The sequence below is a fragment of the Actinomadura sp. J1-007 genome (assembly GCF_009793335.1).
Classification (GTDB): Bacteria; Actinomycetota; Actinomycetes; order Streptosporangiales; family Streptosporangiaceae; genus Spirillospora; species Spirillospora yumaensis.
In genome coordinates, this window is sequence record NZ_WING01000002.1 from 347,397 (window position 1) to 372,102 (window position 24,706).

Annotated in this window: 21 protein-coding genes and 2 pseudogenes; 14 read left to right on the forward strand and 9 right to left on the reverse strand. The window is 75.0% G+C overall.

Annotation, left to right across the window (positions count from 1 at the left end):
- Positions 1–74: 74 nt before the first annotated feature.
- The 3 genes from GEV43_RS35580 to GEV43_RS35590 all read right to left on the reverse strand — a co-directional run bounded on the left by GEV43_RS35580 (position 75) and on the right by GEV43_RS35590 (position 6,489).
- The gene (locus GEV43_RS35580) at positions 75–2,300 is read right to left on the reverse strand and encodes an MMPL family transporter (protein WP_160825168.1); all 2,226 of its coding nucleotides are present in this window, start codon (positions 2,298–2,300) and stop codon (positions 75–77) included.
- A 4-nt stretch (positions 2,301–2,304) separates the two neighbouring features.
- Positions 2,305–3,321 carry an SDR family oxidoreductase gene (locus GEV43_RS35585; RefSeq protein WP_160825169.1) on the reverse strand — a complete coding sequence of 339 codons (1,017 nt, stop codon included), beginning with the start codon at positions 3,319–3,321 and terminating at the stop codon, positions 2,305–2,307.
- 90 nt (positions 3,322–3,411) lie between these two features.
- On the reverse strand, positions 3,412–6,489 hold the full coding sequence (locus GEV43_RS35590; protein ID WP_160825170.1) for an FAD-binding and (Fe-S)-binding domain-containing protein: 3,078 nt from the start codon (positions 6,487–6,489) through the stop codon (positions 3,412–3,414).
- 105 nt (positions 6,490–6,594) lie between these two features.
- Between GEV43_RS35590 and GEV43_RS35595 the strand changes: the two genes are divergently transcribed.
- The 11 genes and pseudogenes from GEV43_RS35595 (at position 6,595) to nrfD (ending at position 19,093) form a co-directional block, all read left to right on the forward strand.
- Entirely contained in the window at positions 6,595–7,542 is a 948-nt protein-coding gene (locus GEV43_RS35595) for a TIGR03557 family F420-dependent LLM class oxidoreductase (protein WP_160825171.1), read from the forward strand.
- 37 nt (positions 7,543–7,579) lie between these two features.
- Positions 7,580–9,373: a thiamine pyrophosphate-requiring protein gene (locus GEV43_RS35600; RefSeq protein WP_160825172.1), complete on the forward strand. Its 1,794-nt coding sequence runs from the start codon at positions 7,580–7,582 to the stop codon at positions 9,371–9,373.
- 13 nt (positions 9,374–9,386) lie between these two features.
- Positions 9,387–9,911, forward strand: a complete 525-nt coding sequence (locus GEV43_RS35605) for a hypothetical protein (RefSeq protein ID WP_160825173.1) — start codon at positions 9,387–9,389, stop codon at positions 9,909–9,911.
- Positions 9,908–10,168 carry a monovalent cation/H+ antiporter complex subunit F gene (locus tag GEV43_RS35610; RefSeq protein WP_160825174.1) on the forward strand — a complete coding sequence of 87 codons (261 nt, stop codon included), beginning with the start codon at positions 9,908–9,910 and terminating at the stop codon, positions 10,166–10,168. The genes GEV43_RS35605 and GEV43_RS35610 overlap by 4 nt, the downstream gene beginning before the upstream one ends.
- Positions 10,165–10,830 carry a DUF4040 domain-containing protein gene (locus tag GEV43_RS35615; RefSeq protein ID WP_160825175.1) on the forward strand — a complete coding sequence of 222 codons (666 nt, stop codon included), beginning with the start codon at positions 10,165–10,167 and terminating at the stop codon, positions 10,828–10,830. The genes GEV43_RS35610 and GEV43_RS35615 overlap by 4 nt, the downstream gene beginning before the upstream one ends.
- Positions 10,831–11,174: 344 nt before the next feature.
- Positions 11,175–11,417 (forward strand): annotated as a pseudogene (locus GEV43_RS52000) (MnhB domain-containing protein); the annotation flags it as partial.
- Between the two features lie 142 nt (positions 11,418–11,559).
- Positions 11,560–11,949: a sodium:proton antiporter gene (locus tag GEV43_RS35625; protein ID WP_160826020.1), complete on the forward strand. Its 390-nt coding sequence runs from the start codon at positions 11,560–11,562 to the stop codon at positions 11,947–11,949.
- The gene (locus GEV43_RS35630) at positions 11,946–13,736 is read left to right on the forward strand and encodes a complex I subunit 5 family protein (RefSeq protein ID WP_160826021.1); all 1,791 of its coding nucleotides are present in this window, start codon (positions 11,946–11,948) and stop codon (positions 13,734–13,736) included. The genes GEV43_RS35625 and GEV43_RS35630 overlap by 4 nt, the downstream gene beginning before the upstream one ends.
- Positions 13,737–13,888: 152 nt before the next feature.
- Positions 13,889–17,145: pseudogene (fdh, locus tag GEV43_RS35635) on the forward strand (formate dehydrogenase).
- Between the two features lie 2 nt (positions 17,146–17,147).
- Positions 17,148–18,080, forward strand: coding sequence for a 4Fe-4S dicluster domain-containing protein (locus GEV43_RS35640; RefSeq protein ID WP_160825176.1), 933 nt, complete (start codon positions 17,148–17,150; stop codon positions 18,078–18,080).
- Positions 18,077–19,093, forward strand: a complete 1,017-nt coding sequence (gene nrfD / locus GEV43_RS35645; RefSeq protein WP_160825177.1) for an NrfD/PsrC family molybdoenzyme membrane anchor subunit — start codon at positions 18,077–18,079, stop codon at positions 19,091–19,093. Before GEV43_RS35640 ends, nrfD begins: the two co-directional genes overlap by 4 nt.
- A gap of 42 nt (positions 19,094–19,135) precedes the next feature.
- Here nrfD and GEV43_RS35650 read toward each other — a convergent pair whose 3' ends face one another.
- Positions 19,136–19,297, reverse strand: coding sequence for a hypothetical protein (locus GEV43_RS35650; RefSeq protein ID WP_160825178.1), 162 nt, complete (start codon positions 19,295–19,297; stop codon positions 19,136–19,138).
- 80 nt (positions 19,298–19,377) lie between these two features.
- Positions 19,378–19,839: a TetR/AcrR family transcriptional regulator gene (locus tag GEV43_RS35655; protein WP_160825179.1), complete on the reverse strand. Its 462-nt coding sequence runs from the start codon at positions 19,837–19,839 to the stop codon at positions 19,378–19,380.
- 168 nt (positions 19,840–20,007) lie between these two features.
- Here GEV43_RS35655 and GEV43_RS35660 point away from each other — a divergent pair, with 168 nt between their 5' ends.
- Positions 20,008–21,240, forward strand: a complete 1,233-nt coding sequence (locus tag GEV43_RS35660; protein ID WP_160825180.1) for a DUF6801 domain-containing protein — start codon at positions 20,008–20,010, stop codon at positions 21,238–21,240.
- A 105-nt stretch (positions 21,241–21,345) separates the two neighbouring features.
- Here the strand turns inward: GEV43_RS35660 and GEV43_RS56600 are convergent, their stop codons facing one another.
- Both GEV43_RS56600 and GEV43_RS35670 read right to left on the reverse strand, forming a co-directional pair.
- Complete coding sequence (locus tag GEV43_RS56600; RefSeq protein ID WP_375539121.1) at positions 21,346–21,693, reverse strand: DivIVA domain-containing protein; 348 nt, start codon at positions 21,691–21,693, stop codon at positions 21,346–21,348.
- A gap of 74 nt (positions 21,694–21,767) precedes the next feature.
- The gene (locus GEV43_RS35670) at positions 21,768–22,226 is read right to left on the reverse strand and encodes a CBS domain-containing protein (protein WP_160825181.1); all 459 of its coding nucleotides are present in this window, start codon (positions 22,224–22,226) and stop codon (positions 21,768–21,770) included.
- Between the two features lie 229 nt (positions 22,227–22,455).
- Here GEV43_RS35670 and GEV43_RS35675 point away from each other — a divergent pair, with 229 nt between their 5' ends.
- The gene (locus GEV43_RS35675) at positions 22,456–23,034 is read left to right on the forward strand and encodes a hypothetical protein (protein WP_160825182.1); all 579 of its coding nucleotides are present in this window, start codon (positions 22,456–22,458) and stop codon (positions 23,032–23,034) included.
- 122 nt (positions 23,035–23,156) lie between these two features.
- Entirely contained in the window at positions 23,157–23,831 is a 675-nt protein-coding gene (locus tag GEV43_RS35680; protein WP_160825183.1) for a TetR/AcrR family transcriptional regulator, read from the forward strand.
- Here GEV43_RS35680 and GEV43_RS35685 read toward each other — a convergent pair.
- Both GEV43_RS35685 and GEV43_RS35690 read right to left on the reverse strand, forming a co-directional pair.
- On the reverse strand, positions 23,821–24,186 hold the full coding sequence (locus GEV43_RS35685) for a CrcB family protein (protein WP_160825184.1): 366 nt from the start codon (positions 24,184–24,186) through the stop codon (positions 23,821–23,823). The genes GEV43_RS35680 and GEV43_RS35685 overlap by 11 nt on opposite strands.
- Positions 24,183–24,662, reverse strand: a complete 480-nt coding sequence (locus GEV43_RS35690; protein WP_160825185.1) for a CrcB family protein — start codon at positions 24,660–24,662, stop codon at positions 24,183–24,185. Before GEV43_RS35690 ends, GEV43_RS35685 begins: the two co-directional genes overlap by 4 nt.
- Positions 24,663–24,706: the final 44 nt, after the last annotated feature.

Genomic DNA, 24,706 nt, shown 5'->3' on the forward strand with positions numbered 1-24,706 from the left:
CCCCCGTTTCGCAGCCTCCTGTCGGCTTCCTGACCGTTATGGGGTCTGCGTAACACCGCGCGGAGGCAAAGAGATCACCGCCGGCGGGGCGCGCCGCCCGCCCCCGGGAGCGCGCGGCGCAGGGGCGCGGGGGCCCACCAGTTCGCCTCGCCCGCCAGCCGCATCACCGCCGGGACGAGCAGGCCGCGCACGAGCGTGGCGTCCAGCACCACGGCGAGCGCGAGCCCGGCCCCGAGCACCTTCAGCAGGGTCAGCCCGGACGCGGCGAACGCGGCGAAGACGATCGCGACGACCGCCGCCGCCGAGGTGACCGGGCGGCCGGTGTGCCGCAGCCCGGCCGCGACCGCGCGCGCCGTGTCGCCGCTCGCCGCGCGGCACTCGACGATCCGGGCCAGCAGGAAGATCTCGTAGTCCATCGACAGGCCGAACGCGACGCAGAACATCAGCACCGGGACCGTCAGGTCGGTCATCCCCGTGACGACGAAGTCGCCGACCAGCCACCGCAGGCGCCCCTCCTGGAACACGTGCACGACCGCCCCGAACGACGCGCCGAGGCTCAGCAGGCCCACCGCCGGCGCCTTCGCGGCCAGCAGCACGCCGCCGGTGAGCAGGAACACCAGCGCCGCCGTGGCCGTCCCGATGATCAGCAGCGCCCACGGCAGCCGGTCCGCGACGGCCGCGCGGGTGTCGGCGAGGCGCGCCGCGGGCCCGCCGACCAGCGCCCCGCCCGGCGCCGGGACGGCGCGCAGGGCGGCCACGAGCCGCGTGCCCGCGTCGGAGTACGGCTCGACCCGGGACCGGACCGCCGCCCACGCCGTCCGGCCGGGCCCGGTCTCGACGCGGTCCACGCCCTCGACGCGGGACAGCGCCGCCGCGTAGGCGGCCAGCCGGGCGGCGTCGCGGCGCGGGTCCAGGCCCGGCAGGACGGCCGAGGCGACGGGCTCACGGGTGTCGAAGCCCCGGCGCAGCTCCTGCGACGCCTGGTGGACGGGCGAGGAGGGCGGCAGCACACGGTCGTCGATGAGCCCGAAGCTGACGCCCGCGAACGGCAGCGCCAGCGCGGCCAGCAGCGCGCCGACGCCGAGCGCGACCGGCCACGGGCGGCGCATCACCGCCGTCGCGAGCCGTTCCCAGAACGCGCCGGGCCCGCGCGGGCGGCGGTCTCCGATCGGCGCGAACGCGTCCACGCGCGGGCGGCGGGTGCGGCGCAGCGCGAACGCGTCCACGCGCGGCCCGAGCACGGCGAGCAGCGCGGGCAGGACGGTGAGCGCGGCGATCCCGGCGAGCGCGACCACGGCGATCCCCGCGTACGCGAACGACCGCAGGAAGTACAGCGGGAACACCAGCATCGCCGACAGCGACAGCGCCACCGTCACGGCCGAGAACGCGATCGTGCGCCCGGCGGCCAGCGTCGCCGCGACGACCGCCGCGTCCCGGCCCCGGCCGCCGTCCACCTCCTCGCGGTACCGGGTGAGCAGGATCAGCCCGTAGTCGATCGCGAGGCCGAGGCCGAGGGCGGTCGTCAGGTTCACCGCGTACAGCGACACCGGCGTGAGCTCGGCGAGCGGGCGCAGCAGCGCGAGCGTCCCGGTCACGGCGGCGGCGCCGACCACGGCGGGCAGCGCGCCCGCGACCAGCCCGCCGAACACGAGCGCGAGGAGCGCGAACGTGGGGGCGAGCGACATCAGCTCCGAACGGCGCAGGTCCCGCTCGCTGAGGTCCTGCGCGGCGAGCCCGGCCGCCTCCGCCCCGGCGGCCGAGACGCGCAGCGCGCCGTGCCGTCCGGTCACGCGCGGCACGAGCTTCCTGGCCGCCCGCCGCCGTTCGTCCTCGCCGCCGCGCAGCCGCAGCGCGACCAGGGCCGTGCGGCCGTCGCGCGAACGCAGCGCGGGCCCGCCGCCGTCCCAGTACGAGGTGACCGGCGTCCCGGCGCCCGCCAGCGCGGCGACGCGGCGCGTGAACGCGGCGCCGTCGCGGCGCACGCCCGGATCGTCCACCGGGCGGGGCGCGGCGGCCACGAGCACGAGGTTCGGCACGCCGGGCCCCGCGCCGCGGGCGAGCGCGGCGTCCGCGCGGCTCGACTCGGCGCCCGCGTCGGCGAAGCCGCCGCTGGACATGTGCGAGGCGACGTTCCAGGCGAACGGCGCGGCGGCGGCGACCGCGAGCGCCGCGAGGACGAGCACGAGCCGGGCCCGCCGCACCAGCGCGAGGGCGAGCCGTTCGGACCGGGACGGCCGCCCCGCGAACGGGGCGGCCGGCGGGAGAGCGCGAGCGGTGCGGGCGGCCGGGGCGACGGGCAAGCCGTCACTCCCGCCGCGTCGCGAGCGGCCGGGCGGGGCCGACGGGCGGCACGTGCTCCCGGTACAGGTAGCCGATGACGGCGCCGAACCAGCCGTCCACGGTCTCGGCGGTCGGCGCGGGCGGGCCGCCCGGGATCGCCCCGAGCGAGCTCGGGAACGGCTCGGCCCCGTCGAACATCACCGCGAGCGCCAGCAGGTCGGAGAACTGGGCCTGCGGCGCGTGGTGGACCGGGTCCATCCGCGCGAGCCTGCGGGAGGCGCGGGCCGACACCATCCGCACCGGTTCCAGCCGCCGCCCGTACCGGGCCGCGGCCCGCTCGGCGAGCTCGAACAGCCGCCGCGTGCTCGGCGCCCGGTCGCCGCTGGTCAGCCAGTACTCCCCGGTCGCGCCCCGGTCCACCAGCGCGGCGATGCAGTCCGCGACGACGTCGCGTGGGACGAAGTCGACCAGGTCGTCCGCCCCGCACGGCACCACGCCGCCGAGCCGGTTGCGGAGCATGGTGCGCAGGAACGCGTAGAAGCCCTGGACCGGGGCCAGCTCGCCGGTGGCCGAGTCGCCGACCACCACCGACGGGCGGACGATCGCGGCGGGCAGGCCGCACTCCCGCACCCGGTCCTCGGCGGCGATCTTCGAGCTGATGTAGCCGAGCGGCGCGCCCGCGTCCACGGCCTCCTTCTCGCGCGTCACGAAGGCCGTGGACAGGTACAGGACCCCGGCCCCGGCGTCGCGGGCGAACGCGAGGACGTGCTCGGTGCCGCGCACGTTCACCTCGGCGGTGCGCTCGTCGGAGGCGCCGAAGTCGGTGACCGCCGCGCAGTGCACGACGGTGCCGACCGTCCCGGCGAGCCGCCGGTAGGCGGCGGCGCCGAGGCCGAGGCCGGGCGCCGCGACGTCGCCGCGGACGGTCGCCCCGGGTACGGCCCTATTTCGGGTGAGGGAAATGACCTGGTGATGGCGGAGCCTGGGCAGCAGAGAAGTGCCCACCACTCCCGATGCGCCGGTGAGAAGAATGGTTCTCATAAGTGTGATCATGATATCGGTCCCACTTATGGACATCCGTAATACCGACACGCCAAAGATCTTTGACCGCGGGCACGCCCGCGGGCGGCGCTACCGCTCGGGGCCGTCCGGGAGCAGGTCGGCGAGCAGCTCGGCCAGATGGCGCGGGCGCGCGGACGTCCCCGCCTCGATCTGCGTACGGCACGAGAAGCCGTCCGCGAGCACGGCCGTGCCCGGCTCCGCGCCGCGCACGGCGGGCCAGACGCCCTGCTCCGCGACGGCCGTCGACACCTCGTAGTGCCCGGCCTCGAAGCCGAAGTTGCCCGCGAGCCCGCAGCAGCCGACGTCGAGCACCTCGACGTCCACGCCCGCGCGCCGCAGCACCCGCTCGTCCGTCCCGAACCCCGTGACCGCGTGCTGGTGGCAGTGCGGCTGGGCGATCGCGCGGACCGGCTCGCGGTCGAGGCCCGCGACCACGTCGCGGGAGCCGAGCGGGGACGTCCCGCCGAGCTCGTCCTGGTGCTCGTCGAGCAGCTCGGCGAGGGTGCGGGTCTGGTCGCGCAGCCGCGCGACGTCGTCCGCGAGCGGGTCGTCGCGCAGCAGCTCGGGCGCGTCCGCGCGGAACACGGCCGTGCAGCTCGGCTCCAGCCCGACGACCGGCACGCCCTCGCGGAGCCTCGGCGCGAGGGCGCGCACCGTCCGGCGCAGCTCCCGCGCCGCCGTGTCGAGCTGCCCCGTCGAGATCCACGTGAGGCCGCAGCACAGCGCGGCGGGCGGCACCTCGACGCGGTAGCCCGCCGCCTCCAGCACCCGCACCGCGTCCTCGGCGATGCGCGGGTGGAAATTGTTGGTGAACGTGTCGGGCCACAGCACCACCCGCCGCCCGCTCCCGGACTCGCCGTCATTCCGTCCGTGCCGATTGTTTTGCCTGCTTTGTCCGTTCGGTCCTTTCTTCTCGCGCTCCTTGAACGCGTCGGTGAAGCGCCGCGCCGCGAAGCGCGGCAGGTCGCGGCGCGGGTCGATGCCCGCCGCCCGCTTGACCGCGCGGTCCGCGAGCGGCACCCGCAGCGCCGCGTTCGCCGCGCGCGGGGCGTACGCGGCGAGCCGGGCCCAGAACGGCAGCCGGCCCATCGTGTAGTGCGCCATCGGCCGCAGCCGCCGCTCGTAGTGGTGCGCCAGGAACTCGGCCTTGTAGGTGGCCATGTCCACGTTGACCGGGCAGTCGCTCCGGCAGCCCTTGCAGGCCAGGCAGAGGTCCAGCGCGTCCAGCACCTCAGTGGAGCGCCACCCGTCCGTGATGATCGCCGCGCCGCCCGGCCCCGGCTCGGACGGGTCGGGCAGCGCCGCCCCGCTCCCCCCGCCGGTCGGGGCGGCCGGACGGCCGCCGTCCTGCATGCCGCGCATCATCTCCATGAGGATCCGGGCCCGGCCGCGCGTGGAGTGCTCCTCCTCGGCCGTCACCCGGTAGCTCGGGCACATCACGCCGCCCGACGACGCGCGGCACTTGCCGATCCCGACGCAGCGCGCCGCCGCGTGCGCGAACCGCCCGCCGTCCTCCGGGTAGGTGAAGTGCGTGTCCGGCTCCGGCGGGTGGTAGCCGAGGCGGTCGACGTTCTCGTCCAGCCGGTACGGGTCCACCACCTTGCCGGGGTTCATCATCCCGTCCGGATCGAAGATCGACTTGGTCCGGCGGAACAGCTCGACCACCTCCGGGCCGAACATGATCGGCAGCAGTTCCCCGCGCGACTGGCCGTCCCCGTGCTCGCCCGACAGCGAGCCGCCGTGGTCGGCGACCAGCCGCGCCGCCCGCTCGGCGAACTCGCGGTAGCGCTCCACGCCGCCCTCGTCCTCCAGGTCGAACGGGATCCGGGTGTGCACGCAGCCCTGGCCGAAGTGCCCGTACAGCGAGACGGGGCCGTACCCGAACGCGTCGATCAGCTCCTGGAACCCGCGCAGGTACGAGCCGAGCACGCCGGGCGGGACGGCGGCGTCCTCCCAGCCCTCGTGGGTGTCGGGTCCCCCCGGCGGGTACGCGGTCGCGCCGAGCCCCGCCTCCCGGACCCGCCACAGCTTCTGCTCCTTGGCCGGGTCGTCCACGAACGCGCAGCGCGGCGACCGCTCGGAGGTGTTGAGCGCGTCGATGAGCGCGCGGGCCTTCCCGTCGGCCTCCTCCGCGGTGTCGCCGCCGAACCGCACCATCAGCCAGCCCGCGCCGTCCGGCAGGTCGCGCACCACGTCCTCGCTCGCGAGGTGGTGCTCCTTGGCGAGGTCGAGCAGCGTGGCGTCCATCCCTTCGAGCGCGAGCGGCTCGTGCTCCGCGACGTCGGGGACGGCGTCCGCCGCCGCCACGATGCCGTCGTAGCCGAGCACGACCAGCGACTGCCTGCGCGGGACCGGCACCAGCTCGATCTCCGCGCGCAGAACGGTGACCAGCGTGGACTCCGACCCGACGAGGGCCCGCGCGACGTCGAAGCCGCGCTCGGGCAGCAGCGCGTCGAGGTTGTAGCCGGACACCCGGCGCGGGATGTCGGGGTAGCGGGTGCGGATCAGCGCCATCGACCCGTCCACCAGGTCCCGCAGGGCGCGGTAGATCTCGGCGCGCCGCCCGCCCTCGGCGACGATCTGGTCGAACGCCTCGCCGGACGTCGGCCCGACCCACATCCGGGTCCCGTCGTAGGTGAGCACCTCCAGGCGCGCCACCGAGTCGGCCATCTTCCCGTACGCCTGGGCGGACGCCCCGCACGAGTTGTTGCCGATCATCCCGCCGATCGTGCAGGTGTCGTGGGTGGAGGGCCGCGGGCCCACCATCAGCCGGTGCCCGGACAGCTCCCGGTTGAGGTCGTCCAGGCAGGCGCCCGGCTCGACCACGGCGCGGCGCGCGTCCGGATCCAGCGAGACCAGCCGGTGGCAGTACTTCGACCAGTCGATCACGACGGCCTCGTTGCAGCACTGCCCGGCCAGGCTCGTCCCGCCGCCGCGTGACAGGACCGGCACCCGGTGCGCGTGGCAGGCCGCCACGGCCTCGATTCCGGCCTCGATCGTGCGCGGCACGACCACGCCGATCGGCGGCTGTCTGTAGTTGGACGAGTCGTGCGCGTACGCGGCCAGCGACCCCGCGTCGAAGCGGACCTCCCCGTCCACGTGCGTCCTCAGGTCCTCGTGCAGCTCATTCCGGGTGCCAACGGCCATGTTGCGTCGGTTACCCGCGGGGCACGTTTCAACCATGTCCCGGGGGAAGCGTCCCCAGGACGGGGGGATCGAGGCGGAACGCCGAGAACGAGCGGAGGGGGCCGCATGACGACATTCGGCTATTTCCTGGGGTCGGAGGAGCACTCCCCGCGGGAGCTGATCAGGCAGGCCAAGCTCGCCGAGCGGGCCGGGTTCGAGGCGCTCTGGATCTCCGACCACTACCACCCGTGGACGGAGGCGCAGGGCCAGTCGTCGTTCGTCTGGTCGGTCATCGGGGCCCTGTCGGAGGTCACCTCGCTGCCGATCACGACGGCCGTCACCTGCCCGACCCAGCGGATGCACCCGGCGGTCGTCGCGCAGGCCGCCGCGACCAGCGCGGTGCTGACCGGCGGGCGGTTCCGGCTCGGCGTCGGCACCGGCGAGGCGCTGAACGAGCACGTCACCGACTCGTCCTGGCCTCCGGCGGCCGACCGGCTCGCCATGCTGGAGGAGGCCGTCGAGGTGATGCGGCGGCTGTTCACGGGCAAGCTCGTCACCCACCACGGCGAGTTCTTCGACGTCAACACCGCGCGGCTCTACACGCTGCCCGAGGAGCCGCCGCCCGTCTACGTCTCCGGGCTCGGGAAGCGCACCACCCGGGCCGCGGGGCGGATCGCCGACGGGTTCATCTGCGTCCAGCCCGACGCCGAGCTGCGCAAGCTCTTCGCCGCGGAGGGCGGCGGGGGCAAGCCCGCGGCGGGCGGCCTGAAGGTGTGCTGGGCGCCGGACGAGGCGCAGGCCCGCGCCACCGTGCGGCGGATCTGGCCGACCGAGCAGCTCAGCGGCGAGGCCATGCAGATCCTGACGCTGCCGAGGCATTTCGAGCAGCTCGCGAGCGTCGTCACCGACGACATGGTCGAGCTGGCGTGCGGGCCCGATCCCGAGGTGCACGCCGCGGCGCTCCGCGCGTACGTGGACGCCGGCTACGACGAGGTCTACGTCAACCAGATCGGGCCCGACCAGGACGAGTTCTTCGACTTCTACGCCGGGCAGGTCCTGCCGCGCCTGCGGTGAACGCGACCACCGGCCCGCACCACGAGGGAGCACCGCAATGACCACGACCGTCGGCGACCACATCCTGGAGCGGCTGCGCGAATGGGGTGTCGAGCAGGTCTTCGGCTACCCGGGCGACGGCATCAACGGCCTGGTCGCCTCGTTCGGCAAGGCGGGCGACCGGCCGCGCTTCATCCAGTCGAGGCACGAGGAGATGTCGGCGTTCGAGGCCGTCGGCTACGCCAAGTTCAGCGGCAAGGTCGGGGTGTGCGCCGCGACGAGCGGTCCCGGCGCGATCCACCTGCTGAACGGCCTGTACGACGCCAAGCTCGACCACGTCCCCGTCGTCGCGATCGTCGGCCAGACGGCCCGCGCCGCGATGGGCGGCAGCTACCAGCAGGAGGTGGACCTCCTCTCGCTCTACAAGGACGTCGCCGGGCCGTACGTCCAGATGGCGACGGTCTCCGAGCAGTTCCCGAACCTCATCGACCGGGCCATGCGGACCGCGCTCGCCGAGTCCTGCCCGACCGCGATCATCGTCCCGGCCGACCTCCAGGAGGAGGAGTACAGCCCGCCGAAGCACGCGTTCAAGCAGGTCCCCTCGTCCCCGCCCGGATACCGCCGGGCCGTCACGCACGCGCCGGACGAGGAGATCGCCCGCGCCGCCGAGATCCTCAACCAGGGCGAGAAGGTCGCGATCCTCGTCGGGCAGGGCGCCCGGAGCGCCGCCGACGAGGTGCTGCGGGTCGCGGACCTGACCGGCGCGGGGATCGCCAAGGCGCTGCTCGGCAAGGACGTGCTGCCCGACGACCTGCCGATGGTCACCGGCTCGATCGGGCTGCTCGGCACCCGCCCGTCCTACGAGCTGATGCGCGACTGCGACACGCTGCTGATCGTCGGCTCGAACTTCCCGTACACCCAGTTCATGCCGCCGCTCGGCGACGCCCGCGCGGTGCAGATCGACGTGGACGGCAAGATGATCGGGATGCGGTACCCGACGGAGGTCAACCTCGTCGGCGACGCCGCCGCGACGCTGGCGCGCATGATCCCGCACCTGCGCGAGCGCGGCGGCGGCTCGTGGCGCAAGAACATCGAGAAGAGCGTCGAGCGCTGGTGGGACACCGTCGAGAAGCAGGCGCGCGTCCCCGCCGACCCGATCAACCCGATGCTGCTGTTCTGGGAGCTGTCGTCGCGGCTGCCCGACAACGCGATCGTCACCGCCGACTCCGGCTCGGCCGCCAACTGGTACGCCCGCGACCTGCGGTTCCGCAAGGGGATGCGGGGCTCGCTGTCGGGTACCCTCGCGACCATGGGGCCCGGCGTGCCGTACGCGATCGGCGCGAAGTTCGCCCATCCGGTCCGTCCGGCGATCGCGCTCGTCGGCGACGGCGCGATGCAGATGAACGGGCTCGCCGAGCTGATCACGATGGCCCGCTACCACGACCGCTGGGCCGACCCGCGGCTGGTCGTCGCGGTGCTGCACAACAACGACCTCAACCAGGTGACCTGGGAGCTGCGGGCGATGGGCGGCGCGCCGAAGTTCGAGGAGTCGCAGGTGCTGCCCGAGGTGCCGTACGCCGCGTTCGCCCGGTCCATCGGGCTGGAGGGCATCGACGTCGAGAAGCCCGAGGAGATCGGCCCCGCCTGGGACCGCGCGCTGTCGGCCGACCGCCCGGCGGTGATCGACGTGCGCTGCGACCCGGACGTCCCGCCGATCCCGCCGCACGCCGACTTCTCGCAGATGAAGGACGTCGCGGAGGCGATCGCGAAGGGCGACCCGGACTCGTTCGGCGTGGTGAAGAAGGGCCTGCGCACCAAGGCGCAGGAGATGTTCGGCCGCTCGTCCGGCTGAGGGCCGGGCGACCGTGGACGGGGACGGCGGCGACCGCGGCCGCGACCGTGCCCGCGCCCGTCCCGCGCGGCGGGGCGCGGCGTGGGCCGAGGGGGTCGCGTGGTGGGCGGCGCTGCTCGCTGGGTACCTCGCCATCGTGTCGTCGTTCCTGCTCAGCGAGCTGATCGTCGGCGCGCTGTCGGCCGCCGCGGCGGCGGCCGTCGCGTGCGCCGCGCGCCGCGCCCTGTTCCGCCGCGACGGGGCCGAGCCCGCGCGGCGCGACGTGCGGCGGCTCGCGCGGGCGGCGGCGGAACTGCCCGCCGAGATCGTCTGGGACGCGCGGTGGCTCGCGCTGCCCGCGCGCGGCGGCGGGTTCGGCGAGGTGACGCCGCGCCGCCCGCCCGGACGCGGCGGCCCGAGCCGGCTCGGGCTGGTGACGCTGCTCGTCTCGACGTCGCCGGGCACCTACGTCGCGCAGGTGGACCCCGACCGGGACCTGCTCGTCGTGCACCGGCTCGGCGACCGGCCCGGACGGCTCGAACGGAGGCTGGAGCGATGATCCACGGTGTGTGGGGCGCGGCGGCGCTCGTCCTGCTGTGCGGGGGGCTCGGCCCGTGCCTGGTCGCGATGCTGCGCGGCGGCCCGCTCGCGCGGCTCGCCGCGCTGGTGTCGGCGGGCTCCACCGGGACGCTCGTGCTGGCGCTGCTCGCCGCGGCGTACGGGCGCCCCGCCTACCTCGACGCGGCGCTGCTGCTCGCGCTGCTGTCGCTGGCCGGGACGCTCGTGTACGCCCGGTTCCTCGGGAGGACCCTGTGACCGCCGCCGCGTACGCCCTGGCGTGGGCGGGCGTCGCCGTGACCGTCGCCGCCGCCGTCCGGCTGCTCGCGACCGGCCGGGTGTTCACGCGGCTGCACTTCGTCGGGCCGGGGACGGCGGTCGCCGCGCCGCTCGTCGTCGCCGGGCTGGCCCTCGCGCCGGGCGTGTGGGGCTCGTTCCACGACGTGCTGAAGATCGTGCTGATCGGGGTGCTGGTGTTCGGGTCCGGGCCCGCCGCCGTCGTCGCGACGGCGCGGGCGGCGTACGGGCCCGCGGCGCCGGACGAGAGCGGGCCCGAGGGCGCGGGCGAGGGGACCGGGATGGATGACGCCCTGGTCGTCGCCTCGCTCGCGGCCGTGGCCCTGATGGCCACGGCGGTGGTGCTGACCCGCGACCCGGCCCGGCAGGCGATCGTGCTGTCGGGGTTCGGCATCGCGCTCGGCGTGCTGTTCGTCGTCTTCCAGGCCCCGGACGTGGCCATGTCGCAGATCGGGGTGGGGACGGTCATCGTGCCGCTCCTCGTCGTCCTGGCGCTGCGCGCCGCGCGGGCGGCCCGCGGCGGCGGGCAGGACGGAGGGGACCAGGGCGACGGCGACGGAGGCGAAGGCGAAGGCGGCGGAACGGGCGCACGGGACGGCCCGGCGGCGGGGGAGGCGCGGTGACGCGACGCGCCCGGCTGGTCCTGTTCCTCGCGGGCGCGGCGGGGCTCGCGGCGCTGCTGCTGCCCGCGCTCGCCGCGCTCCCCGGCTTCGGGGGGCACCGGCACCCGTACGGGCAGCGCGCCGTCCCGGCGAGCCTCGCGCAGGGCACGTCCAACGCCGTGTCCTCGGTGAACTTCGACCAGCGGACGTTCGACACCATCGGCGAGGAGCTGATCCTGTTCTCCGCCGTGCTCGGCGCGGTGATCCTGCTGCGCGCCGTCCGGGACGAACGGGTCGAGAGCGGCGAGCGGCTCGGGCACGGCCCGGCCGACGTGTTCGACGCGCTCCGGATCGTCGGCTACGTGATGCTGCCGGTCACGCTGGTCGTCGGCGCGTACGTGGTCGCGCACGGCAACCAGTCGCCGGGCGGCGGGTTCCAGGGCGGCGTGGTGCTCGGCACGGCGATCCACCTGATCTACCTCGCGGGCGACTACCCGGCGCTGCGCCGGCTGCGGCCCGTCCCCCTGTTCGAGGTCGGGGAGGCGGTCGCGGCGGGCGCGTTCGTCGCGTTCGGGCTGACGGCGAGCGCGGTCGTGGCGCAGGAGCGCGGCACCCACTCGGTTCCCGCCCTGAACGCCGCCGTCGGCGTGGAGGTCGGCTGCGCGGTCGTGCTCGTGCTCGCCCGGTTCTTCGAGCAGGCGCTGATGGTCCACGGCGGGCCGGACGGCCGGCGGCGGGGAGGGCGGAGCGATGATGGACGTCCTGCCGTACGCCGTCGCCGCCTGGATCCTCCTCGTCGGGATCTACGGGGTCGTGACGAGCCGCAACCTGGTGCACGCCGTGGTGTGCCTGTCGGTCGCGCAGTCCGCCACGTACGTGCTGCTCCTCGCGGTCGGGTACCGGCGGCCCGGCACCGCGCCGGTGTTCTCCGACATCCCGCCCGACGCGCGGACGCCGACCGTCGACCCGGTCGTGCAGGCGATGACGCTCACCGACATCGTGGTCGGCGCGACCGTCACCGCGCTGCTGCTCGCGCTCGCGGTCCAGGTCGCGCGGCGGCGCGGCACCCTCGACCCCGACGAGCTGCGGTCGCTGGAGACGCAGGCGGGGATGAGCGAGGAGTCGGAGCCGCGCGGATGATCGTCCAGGCGGCGCTCGCGGTGCCGGTCCTCGCCGCCGCGGTGCTCGCCGCCGGAGGCCGGTGGGCCCCGCGCCCCGTGGTGGACGCCCTCGCGGCGCTCGCCGTCGCCGCCACGGCCGTGCTGCTCGGCTGGACGCTCGCCGAGGCGCGGCACGGGACGGTGGTGGAGTGGCTGGGCGGCTGGCGGCCCCGCGGCGGCGTCTCGAACGGCATCCCGCTCGTCGCCGACCCGTTCGGGACGGGCCTCGCGCTGCTGGTCGCCGTGCTCGCGCTCGCCGCCCTGGTGTTCAGCTGGCGGTACTTCACCGAGGTGCACGCCGCGTTCCACGCCCTGATCCTGCTGTTCGTCGCGGGGATGTGCGGGTTCGCGCTGACCGGCGACCTGTTCGACCAGTTCGTCTTCTTCGAGCTGATGAGCGTCATCGCGTACGTGCTGACGGGCTACCTGCCCGAGGAGCCGAAGACCGTGCACGGCGCGCTCGGCTTCGGCGTCGTCAACTCCCTCGGCGCCTACCTCACCCTGACCGGCATCGCGATCCTGTACTCGCAGACCGGGGAGCTCGGCCTCGCCGCGATCGGCGGCGGGCTGGACGGCGCGCCCGGCGCCGTACGGCTCGCCGGGTTCGTGCTGGTCGTGACCGGGTTCCTGGTGAAGGCGGCGGCCGTGCCGTTCCACTTCTGGCTGGCCGACGCGCACGCCGTCGCGCCGACGCCGGTGTGCGTGCTGTTCTCCGGCGTCATGGTCGAGCTCGGCGTGTACGCGGTCGCGCGGCTCTACTGGGCGACGTTCGCCGGGGCGGACGCCGCGCCGGGCACGAGCCGCTCCCTCGCCGTGCTCGGCGTCGCGACCGCGCTGCTCGGGGCCGTGCTGTGCGTGGCGCAGCGGCACGTCAAACGGCTGCTGGCGTACTCGACGATCAGCCATGTCGGGCTGCTGCTGGTCGGCGTCGCGCTGCTGGACGGCGAGTCGCTCGGCGGCGCCGCGTTCTTCCTGCTCGGGCACGCGGGCGTGAAGGCCGCGCTGTTCCTCGGCGCGGGCGCGCTGCTCAACCACTTCCAGTCGGTGGACGAGGACGAGCTGCACGGCCGGGGCGGGACGCTGCGCGTCACCACCTGGACGTTCCTCGCCGGGGGGCTCGTGCTGTCGGGGCTGCCGCCGTCCGGGCTGTGGGCGGGCAAGTCGGCCATGGAGACGGCGGCCGGGCACCAGGGCTGGTGGTGGGTGATGCCGCTCGGCCTGGTCACCTCTGCGCTGACCGGCGGCGCGGTGCTGCGGGTGTGGCTGCACGTGTTCCGGGGCGCGGGACGGCCCGCCCGGCACGCGCACGCGAAGGAGGGCAAGGAGACGAGCGTGACCCTGTCCGCCATCCCCTGGACGATGGTCTCGCCGGGCATGCTGCTGACGGCCGCCGCGCTGGCGCTCGGCGCGGTGCCCGGCCTCGGCCGCGCCCTCGCGTCGGGCGCGGCGGCCTTCACCGACGGCTCCGGCTACGCGGCGGCCGTGCTCCACGGCGTCCGGACGGACGTGCCGGCGGCGGAAGGCCCGCACCTGCTGGAGGTGAAGCACCTGGCCGTCGGCGGCCTGACCGTCGCCGCGGCCTTCGCCGTCGCGGCGGTCGGCGTCTGGGGGCATCTGCTGCCCCGGCCGCTGCACCGGGTCCAGGGCTGGACCCGTACGGCCCTCGCCCCGGTCCGCGCCGCGCACTCCGGCCACCTCGGCGACTACGTCGCCTGGCTGGTCGCGGGCGTCGCCCTGCTCGCCGCGTTCCAGCTCCCCTGGAAGTGAGCGTTCCCAACGCAAGCGGCAACGGCTCGTCAAGATCCGCAAGCCTGGGGGCCAAAGCCTGTGCGGAACGCCACGTCACGGCGATTGGACGGCGTTCAGCCGGGTAGGCGGGGACGGTCGTCGGCGAATCCGCATCCGGATCTGGAGGTGCCGTGGGGGCACGCGCGTGGGTGGAGAAGTGGCCGGTCTACCGGCAGCTCACAGGCGGGGACCGGCTCGGCCGCGGCGCCGCGGCCGAGTCCGCGCGGACCGCGGGCCTGCGGCCCCGCACCGCGACGGCCGACCGCGTCGTCAAGTCCGTCTGCCCCTACTGCGCCGTCGGCTGCGGCCAGGAGGTGTACGTCAAGGACGACCGGGTCGTGCAGATCGAGGGCGACCCCGACTCGCCGATCAGCCGGGGACGGCTGTGCCCGAAGGGCTCGGCGACGCTCCAGCTCACCACCGGCTCCGCCCGCCGCCACACCGTCCTGCACCGCCGCCCGCACGCGGCGGACTGGGAGGAGCTCGACCTCGCCACCGCCATGGAGATGGTCGCCGACCGGGTCCTCGCCACGCGCGCGGAGACGTTCGAATGGGACTCCGGCGACGTGCGGGTGCGCCGCACGCTCGGCATCGCGAGCCTCGGCGGCGCGACCCTCGACAACGAGGAGAACTACCTGATCAAGAAGCTGCTCACCGCGCTCGGCGTCGTCCAGGTGGAGAACCAGGCGCGGGTCTGCCACAGCTCGACGGTCGCGGGGCTCGGCACGTCGTTCGGGCGGGGCGGCGCGACGACGTTCATGCAGGACCTCCAGCACTCCGACTGCATCGTGATCCAGGGGTCCAACTTCGCCGAGGCGCACCCGGTCGGGTTCCAGTGGGTGATGGAGGCGAAGGCGCGCGGCGCGACGGTGATCCACGTCGATCCCCGCTACACCCGCACGAGCGCGGTCAGCGACATCTACGTGCCGCTGCGCGCCGGGTCCGACATCGCGTTCCTCGGCGGGATCATCAACCACGTGCTCACGAACGAGGCGTACTTCCGCGACTACGTCCTCGCCTACACCAACGCCTCGACGATCATCCGCGAGGACTTCCGCGACACCGAGGACCTGGACGGGCTGTTCTCCGGGCTTGAGGAGGGCACGCACCACTACAAGTTCGACACCTGGCGGTACGAGGGGATGGACGTGGTGGCGGCCTCCGGCGCCCGCGACCAGGACTTCGAGCGCCGCACCGGCAACGAGTACAGCATCCGCAGGGCGGGCCGCGGCGAGAGCCACGGCGCGGGCGGCGCGTCGCTCGGCGAGGGCGACCCGACCCGCGACCCGACGCTGGCGGACCCGCGCTGCGTCTTCCAGATCCTGAAGCGCCACTACTCCCGCTACACGCCGGAGATGGTGGAACGGGTCTGCGGGGTGCCGCCCGAGCTGTTCGCCAAGGTCTGCGACGCGCTCGTCCGCAACTCCGGCCGCGACCGCACGAGCGCGTTCGCCTACGCCGTCGGCTGGACGCAGCACACCGTCGGCTCGCAGTACATCCGGGCCGCGAGCATCCTCCAGCTCCTGCTCGGCAACATCGGACGTCCCGGCGGCGGCATCCAGGCGCTGCGCGGCCACGCCAGCATCCAGGGGTCCAGCGACATCCCGACGCTGTTCGACCTGCTGCCCGGCTACATTCCGATGCCGCACGCGCACGCCGACCTCGACCTGGACAGGTTCGTCCGCGCCGACGCCCCGAGAAGGGCTACTGGGGCAACATGCGCGCGTACGTCGTCAGCCTGCTGAAGGCGTGGTGGGGCGACGCCGCCACCGAGGACAACGACTTCCGCTTCGACTACCTGCCGCGCCTGACCGGCAGCCACAGCACGTACGAGACGGCGCTCGCCCAGATCGACGGCGCGTGCAAGGGCTACTTCCTGATGGGCGAGAACCCGGCCGTCGGGTCCGCCAACGCCAAGGTGCAGCGGCTCGGCATGGCCAACCTGGAGTGGCTCGTCGTCCGCGACTTCTCGCTGATCGAGTCGGCGACGTGGTGGAAGGACGGCCCGGAGATCGAGACCGGCGAGATGCGCACCGAGGACGTCGGCACCGAGGTGTTCTTCTTCCCCGCCGCCGCCCACACCGAGAAGTCCGGCAGCTTCACCAACACCAACCGGACGCTCCAGTGGCACCACGCCGCCGTGGAGCCGGACGGCGACGCCCGCAGCGACCTGTGGTTCATGTACCACCTCGGGCGGATCATCCGCGAGCGGCTGGCCGGGTCCACCGACGAACGCGACCGGCCCGTCCTCGACCTGACCTGGGACTACCCCGTCGAGGGGCCGCTGGACGAGCCGTCCGCGGAGGCCGTCCTCGCCGAGATCAACGGGTACGGCCCGGACGGCGCGCACCTGTCCACCTACGACCAGCTCAAGGACGACGGGTCCACCTCCTGCGGCTGCTGGATCTACTGCGGCGTCCACGCCGACGGCGTCAACCAGGCCGCCCGCCGCAAGCCGGGCTCCGAGCAGGACTGGATCGCCGCCGAATGGGCGTGGTCGTGGCCGTCCAACCGCCGCGTCCTCTACAACCGCGCGTCCGCCGACCCGGACGGCGAGCCCTGGAGCGAGCGCAAGGCCCTGGTCTGGTGGGACGGGGAGCGGGGCAGGTGGACCGGGCACGACGTCCCCGACTTCAAGGCCGACAAGGCGCCGTCCTACACCCCGCCGCACGGGGCGAGGGGACCGGACGCGATCGCGGGCAACGACCCGTTCATCCTCCAGGCCGACGGCAAGGGCTGGCTGTTCGCGCCCGCCGGGCTCGTGGACGGGCCGATGCCCACCCACTACGAGCCGCAGGACTCCCCGTTCGACAACCCCCTGTACGGGCACAGCCGCAACCCGGCACGGCAGGTGTTCTCGCGGGAGCACAACCGCTTCCATCCGAGCGGCTCCGACCCCGGCGCGGACGTCTACCCGTACGTCGTGACCACGTACCGGCTGACCGAGCACTTCACGGCGGGCGGGATGTCGCGCTGGAGCCCGTACCTCGCCGAGCTGCAACCCGAGTTCTTCTGCGAGGTCTCCCCGGAGCTCGCCGCCGAACGGGATCTGGAGCACGGCGGCTGGGCCACGATCGTCACCGCCCGCAACGCCGTCGAGGCCCGCGTCATGGTGACCGACCGGATGGCGCCGCTGCGCGTCCAGGGCCGCACCCTCCACCAGATCGGCCTGCCGTACCACTGGGGCCCGAACGGCTACACGACCGGCGACGCCGCGAACGAGCTGTCGGCGATCGCGCTCGACCCGAACGTGCACATCCAGGAGGTCAAGGCGCTCACCGCCGACATCCGGCCGGGCCGCCGGCCCCGCGGCCCCGGGCTGCCCGGCCTGGTCCGCGCCTACCGGCGCCGCGCCGGGATCGACCAGGACACCGGTCTGGAGGTATGACGATGGGACGGATCGCGGGCCCCCTGGACGACGTCGCGGGCGACGCCGGGCACATCGGCCACCCGCCCCGGATGGGGTTCTTCACCGACACCTCCGTGTGCATCGGCTGCAAGGCGTGCGAGGTGGCGTGCAAGGAGTGGAACGCCATCCCCGAGGACGGGCTGACGTTCACCGGCATGTCGTACGACAACACCCAGGGGCTCGGCGCCGACACCTGGCGGCACGTCGCGTTCATCGAGCAGCGCAAGCCCCTCGGCCTCCAGGACCCGGGCGTCGAGCACGGGTCGTACGACGCCTACGACGGCGTGGACGTCCTCGGCATGGCGTCGGAGGCCGCCGCGCGCGGCGGCGACGGCGACCGGGGCGAGCTGCGCTGGCTGATGGCGTCCGACGTGTGCAAGCACTGCACGCACGCCGCCTGCCTGGACGTGTGCCCGACCGGCTCGCTGTTCCGCACCGAGTACGGCACGGTCGTCGTCCAGGAGGACATCTGCAACGGCTGCGGCTACTGCGTGCCCGCCTGCCCGTACGGGGTGATCGACCAGCGCGAGGACGACGGGCGGGTGTGGAAGTGCACGATGTGCTACGACCGCATCTCCGACGGCCGCGAACCCGCCTGCGCGAAGGCGTGCCCCACCGACTCCATCCAGTACGGCCCGCTGGACGAGCTGCGCGAGCGCGCAGCGGCCCGGGTCGAGCAGCTCCACGACGCGGGCGTGGACGACGCGCGGCTCTACGGCGACGACCCCGGCGACGGCGTCGGCGGCGACGGGGCGTTCTTCCTGCTCCTGGACGAGCCCGAGGCGTACGGGCTGCCGCCCGATCCGGTCGTCACCACCCGGGACCTGCCGTCCATGTGGCGGCACGCGGGGGTCGCGGCCCTGACCCTCCTCGGCGGCATGGCCGCCGCGTACGCGGCGGGGAGGCGGCGGTGAGCGAGGCGGAGGTCACCCGGGAGGGATCGCTCGGGCAGCGGCCCGGCCGCGAGGCGTCGCCCGGTTCCGAGGGCGGCCGGCGGCGCCGCCGGGGCGGGCGGCGCGGCGAGCGGGCGATGGTGCCGGACGCCGAGTTCCGCTCGTACTACGGCAGGCCGATCATCAAGGCGCCGACGTGGGCGGCGACCGACATCGCCGGGTACCTGTTCCTCGGCGGGCTCGCCGGGGCCTCGTCGGTCCTCGCGTTCGGCGCGGAGGTCACCGGCCGCCCCGCGCTCGCCCGCGCGGCGAAGGCGGGCGCGCTCGGCGCGATCTCGCTGTCCACCGCCGCGCTGATCCACGACCTCGGCCGCCCGGAGCGGTTCGTCAACATGCTCCGGGTCGCCAAGCCGACCTCGCCGATGAGCATGGGCTCGTGGATCCTGGTCGCGTACGGCCCCGCCGCCGGGCTCGCCGCCGTCACCGACGCCACCGGCCTGTTCCGCCGGATCGGCCGCGCCGCGACCGGCTGGACGGCCCTCACCGGACCCGCCGTCGTGTCGTACACCTCGGTGCTGATCGCCGACACGGCCGTGCCCGCCTGGCACGAGGCGTACCGGGAGCTGCCGTTCGTGTTCGCGGGCTCCGGCGCCGCCGCCGCAGCCGGGCTCGGCCTGGTCGCCGCGCCGGTGCGCGAGACCGCCCCGGCGCGCGGCGCGGCCGTCTTCGGCGCGGTGCTCGACGTCGCCGCGACCCGGCTGCTGGAGCGCCGCCTCGGGCCGATCGCCGAGCCGTACCGCACGGGGCGCGGCGGCAGGCTGATGCGCGCCGCGCAGGCCCTCACGGTGGCCGGCGCGGCGGGGGCCGCGGTCTTCGCCGGACGGTCCCGCGCCGCCGCCGCGCTGTGCGGCGGCGCGCTCCTCGCGGGCTCGGCCTGCACCCGCTTCGGCATCTTCGAGGCCGGCCGCGCCAGCGCGGAGGACCCCCGCTACACGGTCATGGTCCAGCGCGGCCGGCGGGAGCCGTCCGGCTGACCGTCAGGGCGCGTCCGAGGCGCGCGTCCGGGGGCGCGTCCGTCAGGGCGCGTCCGGAGGGGCGGGGACGGCCAGCAGGCGCACCAGGATCTCGGTCACGGCGTCCTCCAGGCCGGGGAGGCCGCCGGGGTCCCCGTCCGCCAGCCGCACCTGGATGAGCTCGGAGATCGCGCCGACGGCGGCGAGGTACATCTCCTCGGGCACCGGCGGCCAGCCTTCGCCGGCCCGTTCGCGCCACGTCCGCAGCAGCGCCGCGACCTGCCGGTAGCCCTTGTTGCGGCCCTTCAGCGCGCGGGGGCCGACGGCGGGCAGCTCGACCAGGATGCAGCGGGCGAACTCCGGCTCCTGCGCGCACAGCTCCAGGTACGCCCGCGCGCCCGAACGCAGCGTCCCCCGGGGGCCCGGCTCGTCGCGGCCCCGGTCCGGGGGACGCTCGCCAGCCGCCTCAGGATCGTCCGCTGCGCCCCGGCCAGCGACGCGAGGAAGCACCGCTCCAGATCGGGGAAGTGCTCGTAGAACGCCTTGCGGGAGACGCGCGCCCGGCCCACCACGTCGGCCACCGTCGTGCTGGCGTAGCCCTTCTCCGCGACCGCCGCGATGGCCGCGCGCATCAGCCGCGCGCGCTGCGCGTCGCGCACGGCGGTGCGCGGCAGGCTGCTGCGGCCGCGCGGCAGCCCCGGGCGGCCCGGCTCGTACACCTCCGCGAGCCGCGGGCGGCGCGCGCGGTCGTTCGTCTGCTCGGTCATCGTGGGCTTCCCGGTCAACGTGGCGCGGCCAGTCTAGGGACCCGCGATCTGAGCGCCGGTGTCAAAGCCCGCGGGCGCAATCCTCACCGCCGTGGATATCGCCGCACGGCCCCGCCGGGTGAAGGTGGCCTCGCCATAAGTACGTCACCGTATTTCTGGGAGGTTCCCATGAGATGGAGACACCGCACGCCGCCGGCCCTCCGCAGGCTGTGCGCGGCCGCCGCCGCGGCGCTCGTCCTGCTCGGGCTCGTCTCGGCGCCGCCCGCGCGGGCGCTGCCGCCCGGCGACGTCCCGGCGATCGGGGTCGACACCGGCCGGTTCAAGCTGCCGATCGGCTGCACGATCACCCTCGGCGGGCTGCCCGTCTTCTACCTGCCGACGGACGTGGACGTGCAGGGCGTGGCGCCCGTGCAGCTCGGGCCGGGGCAGGAGTTCTGGCTGACGCAGGGCTCGGGCAGCATCACGTTCCCGTCCTGGCTGACCGCGCTCGCGCCGATCCTCGGGATCGGCAAGGCGGACGCGCGGATCACCGACCTCAGCATCGGCGCGAGCGGCTCCACCCCGGAGGCCGTCAACATCGCCAAGGACAGGCCCATCGAGATCAAGGACATCGCGATCGAGGCGGGCAAGCCGCTCAAGGTCGGGGCGCCGGTGTCGGGCACGTTCGACGTCGGGCCGTTCACGGCGCCGGCGAGCGGCGCGACCACGCTCCAGTTCGTCCGCGCGACCGCCGAGGTGGACCTGAAGTCCTCGCTCGGCTTCGCGCTGCCGATCAAGGCCGACTGCAAGCCCGCCGCCGGGAACGCGCTGCTCAAGATCGGGGTCGGCGGCCCGGCCGGGCAGCCGCCCGCGAAGATCACCGGCGCGCCGCTCAACTTCGCCGAGCCCGCGTCCAACGAGCTCGTCGGCATCATCCACGCCCCGTACGCCTGCACCCTCGGCGGCGACCGGCTGGACGTCGGCATCGCGGTCGGGGCCAACATCCCGCTGACCGTGCGGCGGGGCGGGTCGTTCTCGTTCACCCGCGCGTCGGGCGCGCTGACGATCCCGCCCGAGACGGTCAACAAGCTGATCGGCAAGGGCTACACGACCGCCGCCGGGCGCGTCACCACACAGAACCTGCACGTGGACGGCGGCACGCCCGCCACGCAGAACGTCGCGGGAGCCGGCATCGAGATCCCGCGCACGCCGCTCGTCCGCGACCAGAAGATCGTCGTGCCGCTCCCGGCGGACGGCACGCTCACCGCGGGCCCGTTCACGCCGAGCCCCGGGGCCGCGAGCGTCGCGGTCTCCCTCGGTGAGGCCGCCGCGGACTTCACGTTCAACGGCACCACCGCCGCGAAGGCGACCTGCGCGGCCCCGTCCCCGAAGGTCTACCTGGTCGAGAACCCGGTGACCTGACCCGGCCGCTCCGCCCGAGCCGAGGCCCCGTCCCCGCCCGCCGGGGGCGGGGCCTCGGTAGCGCCCCCGGGGCGCGGGCGCGGCGAAAGACCGTGTGGGCGCCCGCTAGGCCGTCTCCTCCGCCCGTGCCGCGGGCGGCCGCGCGGCGGCCCGGGAATCCGCCTCGTCGCGCTCGCGGATGAGGCGCTCCATTTCGCGTTCTATGGCGTCGAGGAAGTCGTCGACCTCCTCCACCGCGTAACCGGGCCGTAGCCGTGTGGTAGTGAATCGTTTATTGCGAACGGTCGACGGGGTCAGTCTCGTCTTCGGCGGCTCGTGCCCGGGCCGAAGTCGTCCCGCAGTGCCTTGAACGGCGCCGTGAGTTTCCCGGCCGTCTTCCTGAGAGATCGTCCCTCGCTCATGCGCACTTCTAATAGCACGCCCCGGCGAGGGCGCGCCGCGCGTTCGCCGCAAACTGTGGTCGAGCGCGGAGTCGGGGCCCGCGATTGTGCGCCGAGTAGAGAAAGCCGCGGAAAGTGTCCGCCCGGTCAGCCGGGGAGCAGCCGGGTGAGCAACTGCGCGACGGTCACCACGCCGACCATCGGGCCGTCGGTGCGGCGCGGGTCGCCCGACACCGCCACGAGCGGGCTGCGGGTGGCCGCCATGACGCTGGCGATCTCCACGGCGGTGGCGTCGCCGTCCACGACCGGCGGCGGCGTGCGGTCCTCGGCCAGCAGGTCGGCGACGCGCCGGTCGGCGAGCCGCGCGCACAGCCGGTCGGCGTGCCCCTCGTCGTAGACGCGGGCGAGGGCCGGGTCGTCCTGGACGTAGCGCGGGATGATCGAGCGCAGCAGCCGGGAGCCGGGCAGCACCGCGACCGGGCGGTCCGACCCGTCCACCACGATCAGGCCGGGCAGGCTGTGCTCGGCGAGGAGGCGGGCGGCCTCCAGCGCGTTGGTCTCCGGGGTCACGGTGGGGAACTCGACGGCGAGTTGGCGTGCGCGCACCCGACGACCGTAACGGACGGCGCGTCGCGCGGCGCGCCGCAGGCCACGACTTTTCACGTGTCCTTAACGCGGCTCAAGGACCAGAACCGGGTAAACCGGCACTTCCGTTTGGGCGTCCTCACCGTGTGGTCGACCTCATTGTCAATGATCTTGTCCGGACCCGTTCGCCCGAGCGAATCGGCGTCCGGACAGGACCATTCGCCCCGGCGAGATCGCGCGGACGCGGGGAATGGTGAGCCCTTCTCCCGACGGGGAGGCGGACGGCGTCGAGCGCGTGACGCGGGTCGGCGCGTGGGACGTGGCCATGCGCTGGCCGTCCCTCGCCAACGAGGGGCCGACGGAGATCAGGATCTCGCCCGCGCCCGGCATCGACCCGAGGCGGCTCGCGCGCGGCATCACGACCGGGGTGCTGCGGGCCATCCCGCTGAGCGAGGTCGCGGGGGAGGTGCGGGGCCTCTGGCGGTCGGCGCAGGAGGGCAAGCCCGACGCCGAGCGCGTCCGGCACTCGCTGGAGCGCATGGCGCGCCTCGTGCGCGAGGCGATGCAGGTGGACCCGCGCCCCGGGCGCAGGGGCCGGCCGGACGAGTTCTACGTGGCCGTCGCCGTCATCTACGCCCGCTACGTGGACCTGCGCGACCCGAAGCCGGTCCGCCGCGTCGCCGAGCTCTGCGGGGAGAACTGGCGGACGGTCGCCAACTGGGTCCGCCTCGCCCGCCAGCGGGGCCTGCTCACCGAGAACGCCGGCGCCGAGGCCGACGGGGAGCTGACCGCCCGCGCCGCCGCGGTCCTCGCCGCGATGGCGACCTGACGGCCGCCGCCCGCAGCGCGGGCCCGCTCCCCGGACGGGACGTTCGATCCCATTGATGGCGATACGGCCCCGTGGTAGTACATTTGTATCGGATACTGCACGGCTGTATTGGGGGCACGGGGATGCGGGAGGCCGGCGAGGTGGCCGCGGAGGACCTCACCGCCCGCGCGCGGATCAGGGGCGCGGCCCTGCTGACGTTCGCCGAGCGCGGGGTGAAGGGCGCGACGATCCGCGGCATCGCGAAGGCGGCGGGGGTGTCGCCCGGCCTCGTCCAGCACCACTTCGGCTCCAAGGAGGCGCTCCGGCGCGAGTGCGACGAGTTCGCGATCGAGACCCTCCGCAGGACCAACCGCGAGGCGCTGGACGGCGGGCTCGGCGACCCCGGGTTCCTCGCGGTCGCGGTGCGGACCGCGCTGCCCGTCCAGCGGTACGTCGCGCGCGCCCTGGCGGACGGCTCGCCCGCCGCGGCGGAGCTGTTCGACGACGTCCTCGCGGTGACCGAGGAGACGCTCTCCGGAGACGGCCCCGGGGTGCGCGCCCCCGCCACCGGCGACGTGCGCGCCTACGCGGCCGCGATGACCGCGATGCGGCTCGGGATGCTCGTCCTGCACGAGCACCTGGACCGGGCGCTCGGCGCGAGCCCGCTGTCCGTCGAGGGCTACCCGCGCCTCGCGCTCGCCCTGCTCGACATCCTCGACGACCGCCTGATGGAGCCCGAGACCGTCGCGCGGGCGCGCGAGGCCCTGAACAGGATGCCCGGCCGGTCCGGCCGCGCGCCCGGCCCCGTCAGCCGGTGACGGCCCCGGCGAGCGTCATGCCGCAGTACGCGGCGCCGAGGCCGGCGGCGATCGAGGCGACGGCGTTCAGCGCGGCGGACGTCTTCGCGCCCTCCTCGGCCAGCCGCAGCGTCTCGTAGCCGAACGTCGAGTAGGTGGTCAGGGCGCCGCAGAACCCCGTCCCGGCCAGGGCCATGACCCCGCCGCCCGCGGGCAGCGCGGCCAGGAACCCGAGCAGCGCCGACCCCGCGACGTTCACCGTGAACGTCCCCCACGGGAACACGGTGCCGTGGCGCGACTGGACGGCGCGGTCGGTGAGGTAGCGCAGCGGCGCGCCGAGCGCCGCGCCCAGCGCGACCAGCACGAGCGCCGTCACCGGCGCGCCGGGCGGGTCAGGGCGCGGGTGAGCCGGACGCCGGCGAGGACGGCGGCGAGCGCGCACAGGGGCGTCGCCGCCAGGTAGGCGAGCGCGGTGCGCGGCTCGCCCGCGTCGAGGGCGCGCTGGACGTCCACGGCGTAGGTCGAGAACGTGGTGAACCCGCCGAGCACCCCGACGCCGAGGAACGGGCGGACCAGCGGGTGCGCCCGCCGCACCTCGGTGATCGCCACCATCAGCGCGCCGATCAGCAGGCACCCGCTCACGTTGATCCCGAACGTCGCCCAGCCGAACGACCCGGCCGCGTGCGGGAACGCCTCGGACACGCCGTGCCGGGCCAGCGCCCCCGCCGCGCCGCCCGCGGAGACGGCGCCGAGGACCGCCCACGGCGCGCGCCGCAGCTCGGACCGCTGCGCCGGTGCGTGCAGGTCGACGTCGGGATCGACCGGAAGCGGCTCGGGTCCGGCGTCGCGCATGGCTCCTCCTACCAGGATCGGCGGGCGCCGCGCGGGCGGCCCGG

Excerpts from the sequence above, each read along its gene's own strand:
- GEV43_RS35655 (WP_160825179.1), bottom strand. The coding sequence starts at position 19,839 with ATGACCGAGCAGACGAACGACCGCGCGCGCCGCCCGCGGCTCGCGGAG.
- GEV43_RS35675 (WP_160825182.1), top strand. The coding sequence starts at position 22,456 with ATGGTGAGCCCTTCTCCCGACGGGGAGGCGGACGGCGTCGAGCGCGTG.
- GEV43_RS35630 (WP_160826021.1), top strand. The coding sequence starts at position 11,946 with ATGATCGTCCAGGCGGCGCTCGCGGTGCCGGTCCTCGCCGCCGCGGTG.
- GEV43_RS35640 (WP_160825176.1), top strand. The coding sequence starts at position 17,148 with ATGGGACGGATCGCGGGCCCCCTGGACGACGTCGCGGGCGACGCCGGG.
- GEV43_RS35610 (WP_160825174.1), top strand. The coding sequence starts at position 9,908 with ATGATCCACGGTGTGTGGGGCGCGGCGGCGCTCGTCCTGCTGTGCGGG.
- GEV43_RS35585 (WP_160825169.1), bottom strand. The coding sequence starts at position 3,321 with ATGAGAACCATTCTTCTCACCGGCGCATCGGGAGTGGTGGGCACTTCT.
- GEV43_RS35595 (WP_160825171.1), top strand. The coding sequence starts at position 6,595 with ATGACGACATTCGGCTATTTCCTGGGGTCGGAGGAGCACTCCCCGCGG.
- GEV43_RS35690 (WP_160825185.1), bottom strand. The coding sequence starts at position 24,662 with ATGCGCGACGCCGGACCCGAGCCGCTTCCGGTCGATCCCGACGTCGAC.
- GEV43_RS35590 (WP_160825170.1), bottom strand. The coding sequence starts at position 6,489 with ATGGCCGTTGGCACCCGGAATGAGCTGCACGAGGACCTGAGGACGCAC.
- GEV43_RS35660 (WP_160825180.1), top strand. The coding sequence starts at position 20,008 with ATGAGATGGAGACACCGCACGCCGCCGGCCCTCCGCAGGCTGTGCGCG.
- GEV43_RS35600 (WP_160825172.1), top strand. The coding sequence starts at position 7,580 with ATGACCACGACCGTCGGCGACCACATCCTGGAGCGGCTGCGCGAATGG.
- GEV43_RS35680 (WP_160825183.1), top strand. The coding sequence starts at position 23,157 with ATGCGGGAGGCCGGCGAGGTGGCCGCGGAGGACCTCACCGCCCGCGCG.
- GEV43_RS35625 (WP_160826020.1), top strand. The coding sequence starts at position 11,560 with ATGATGGACGTCCTGCCGTACGCCGTCGCCGCCTGGATCCTCCTCGTC.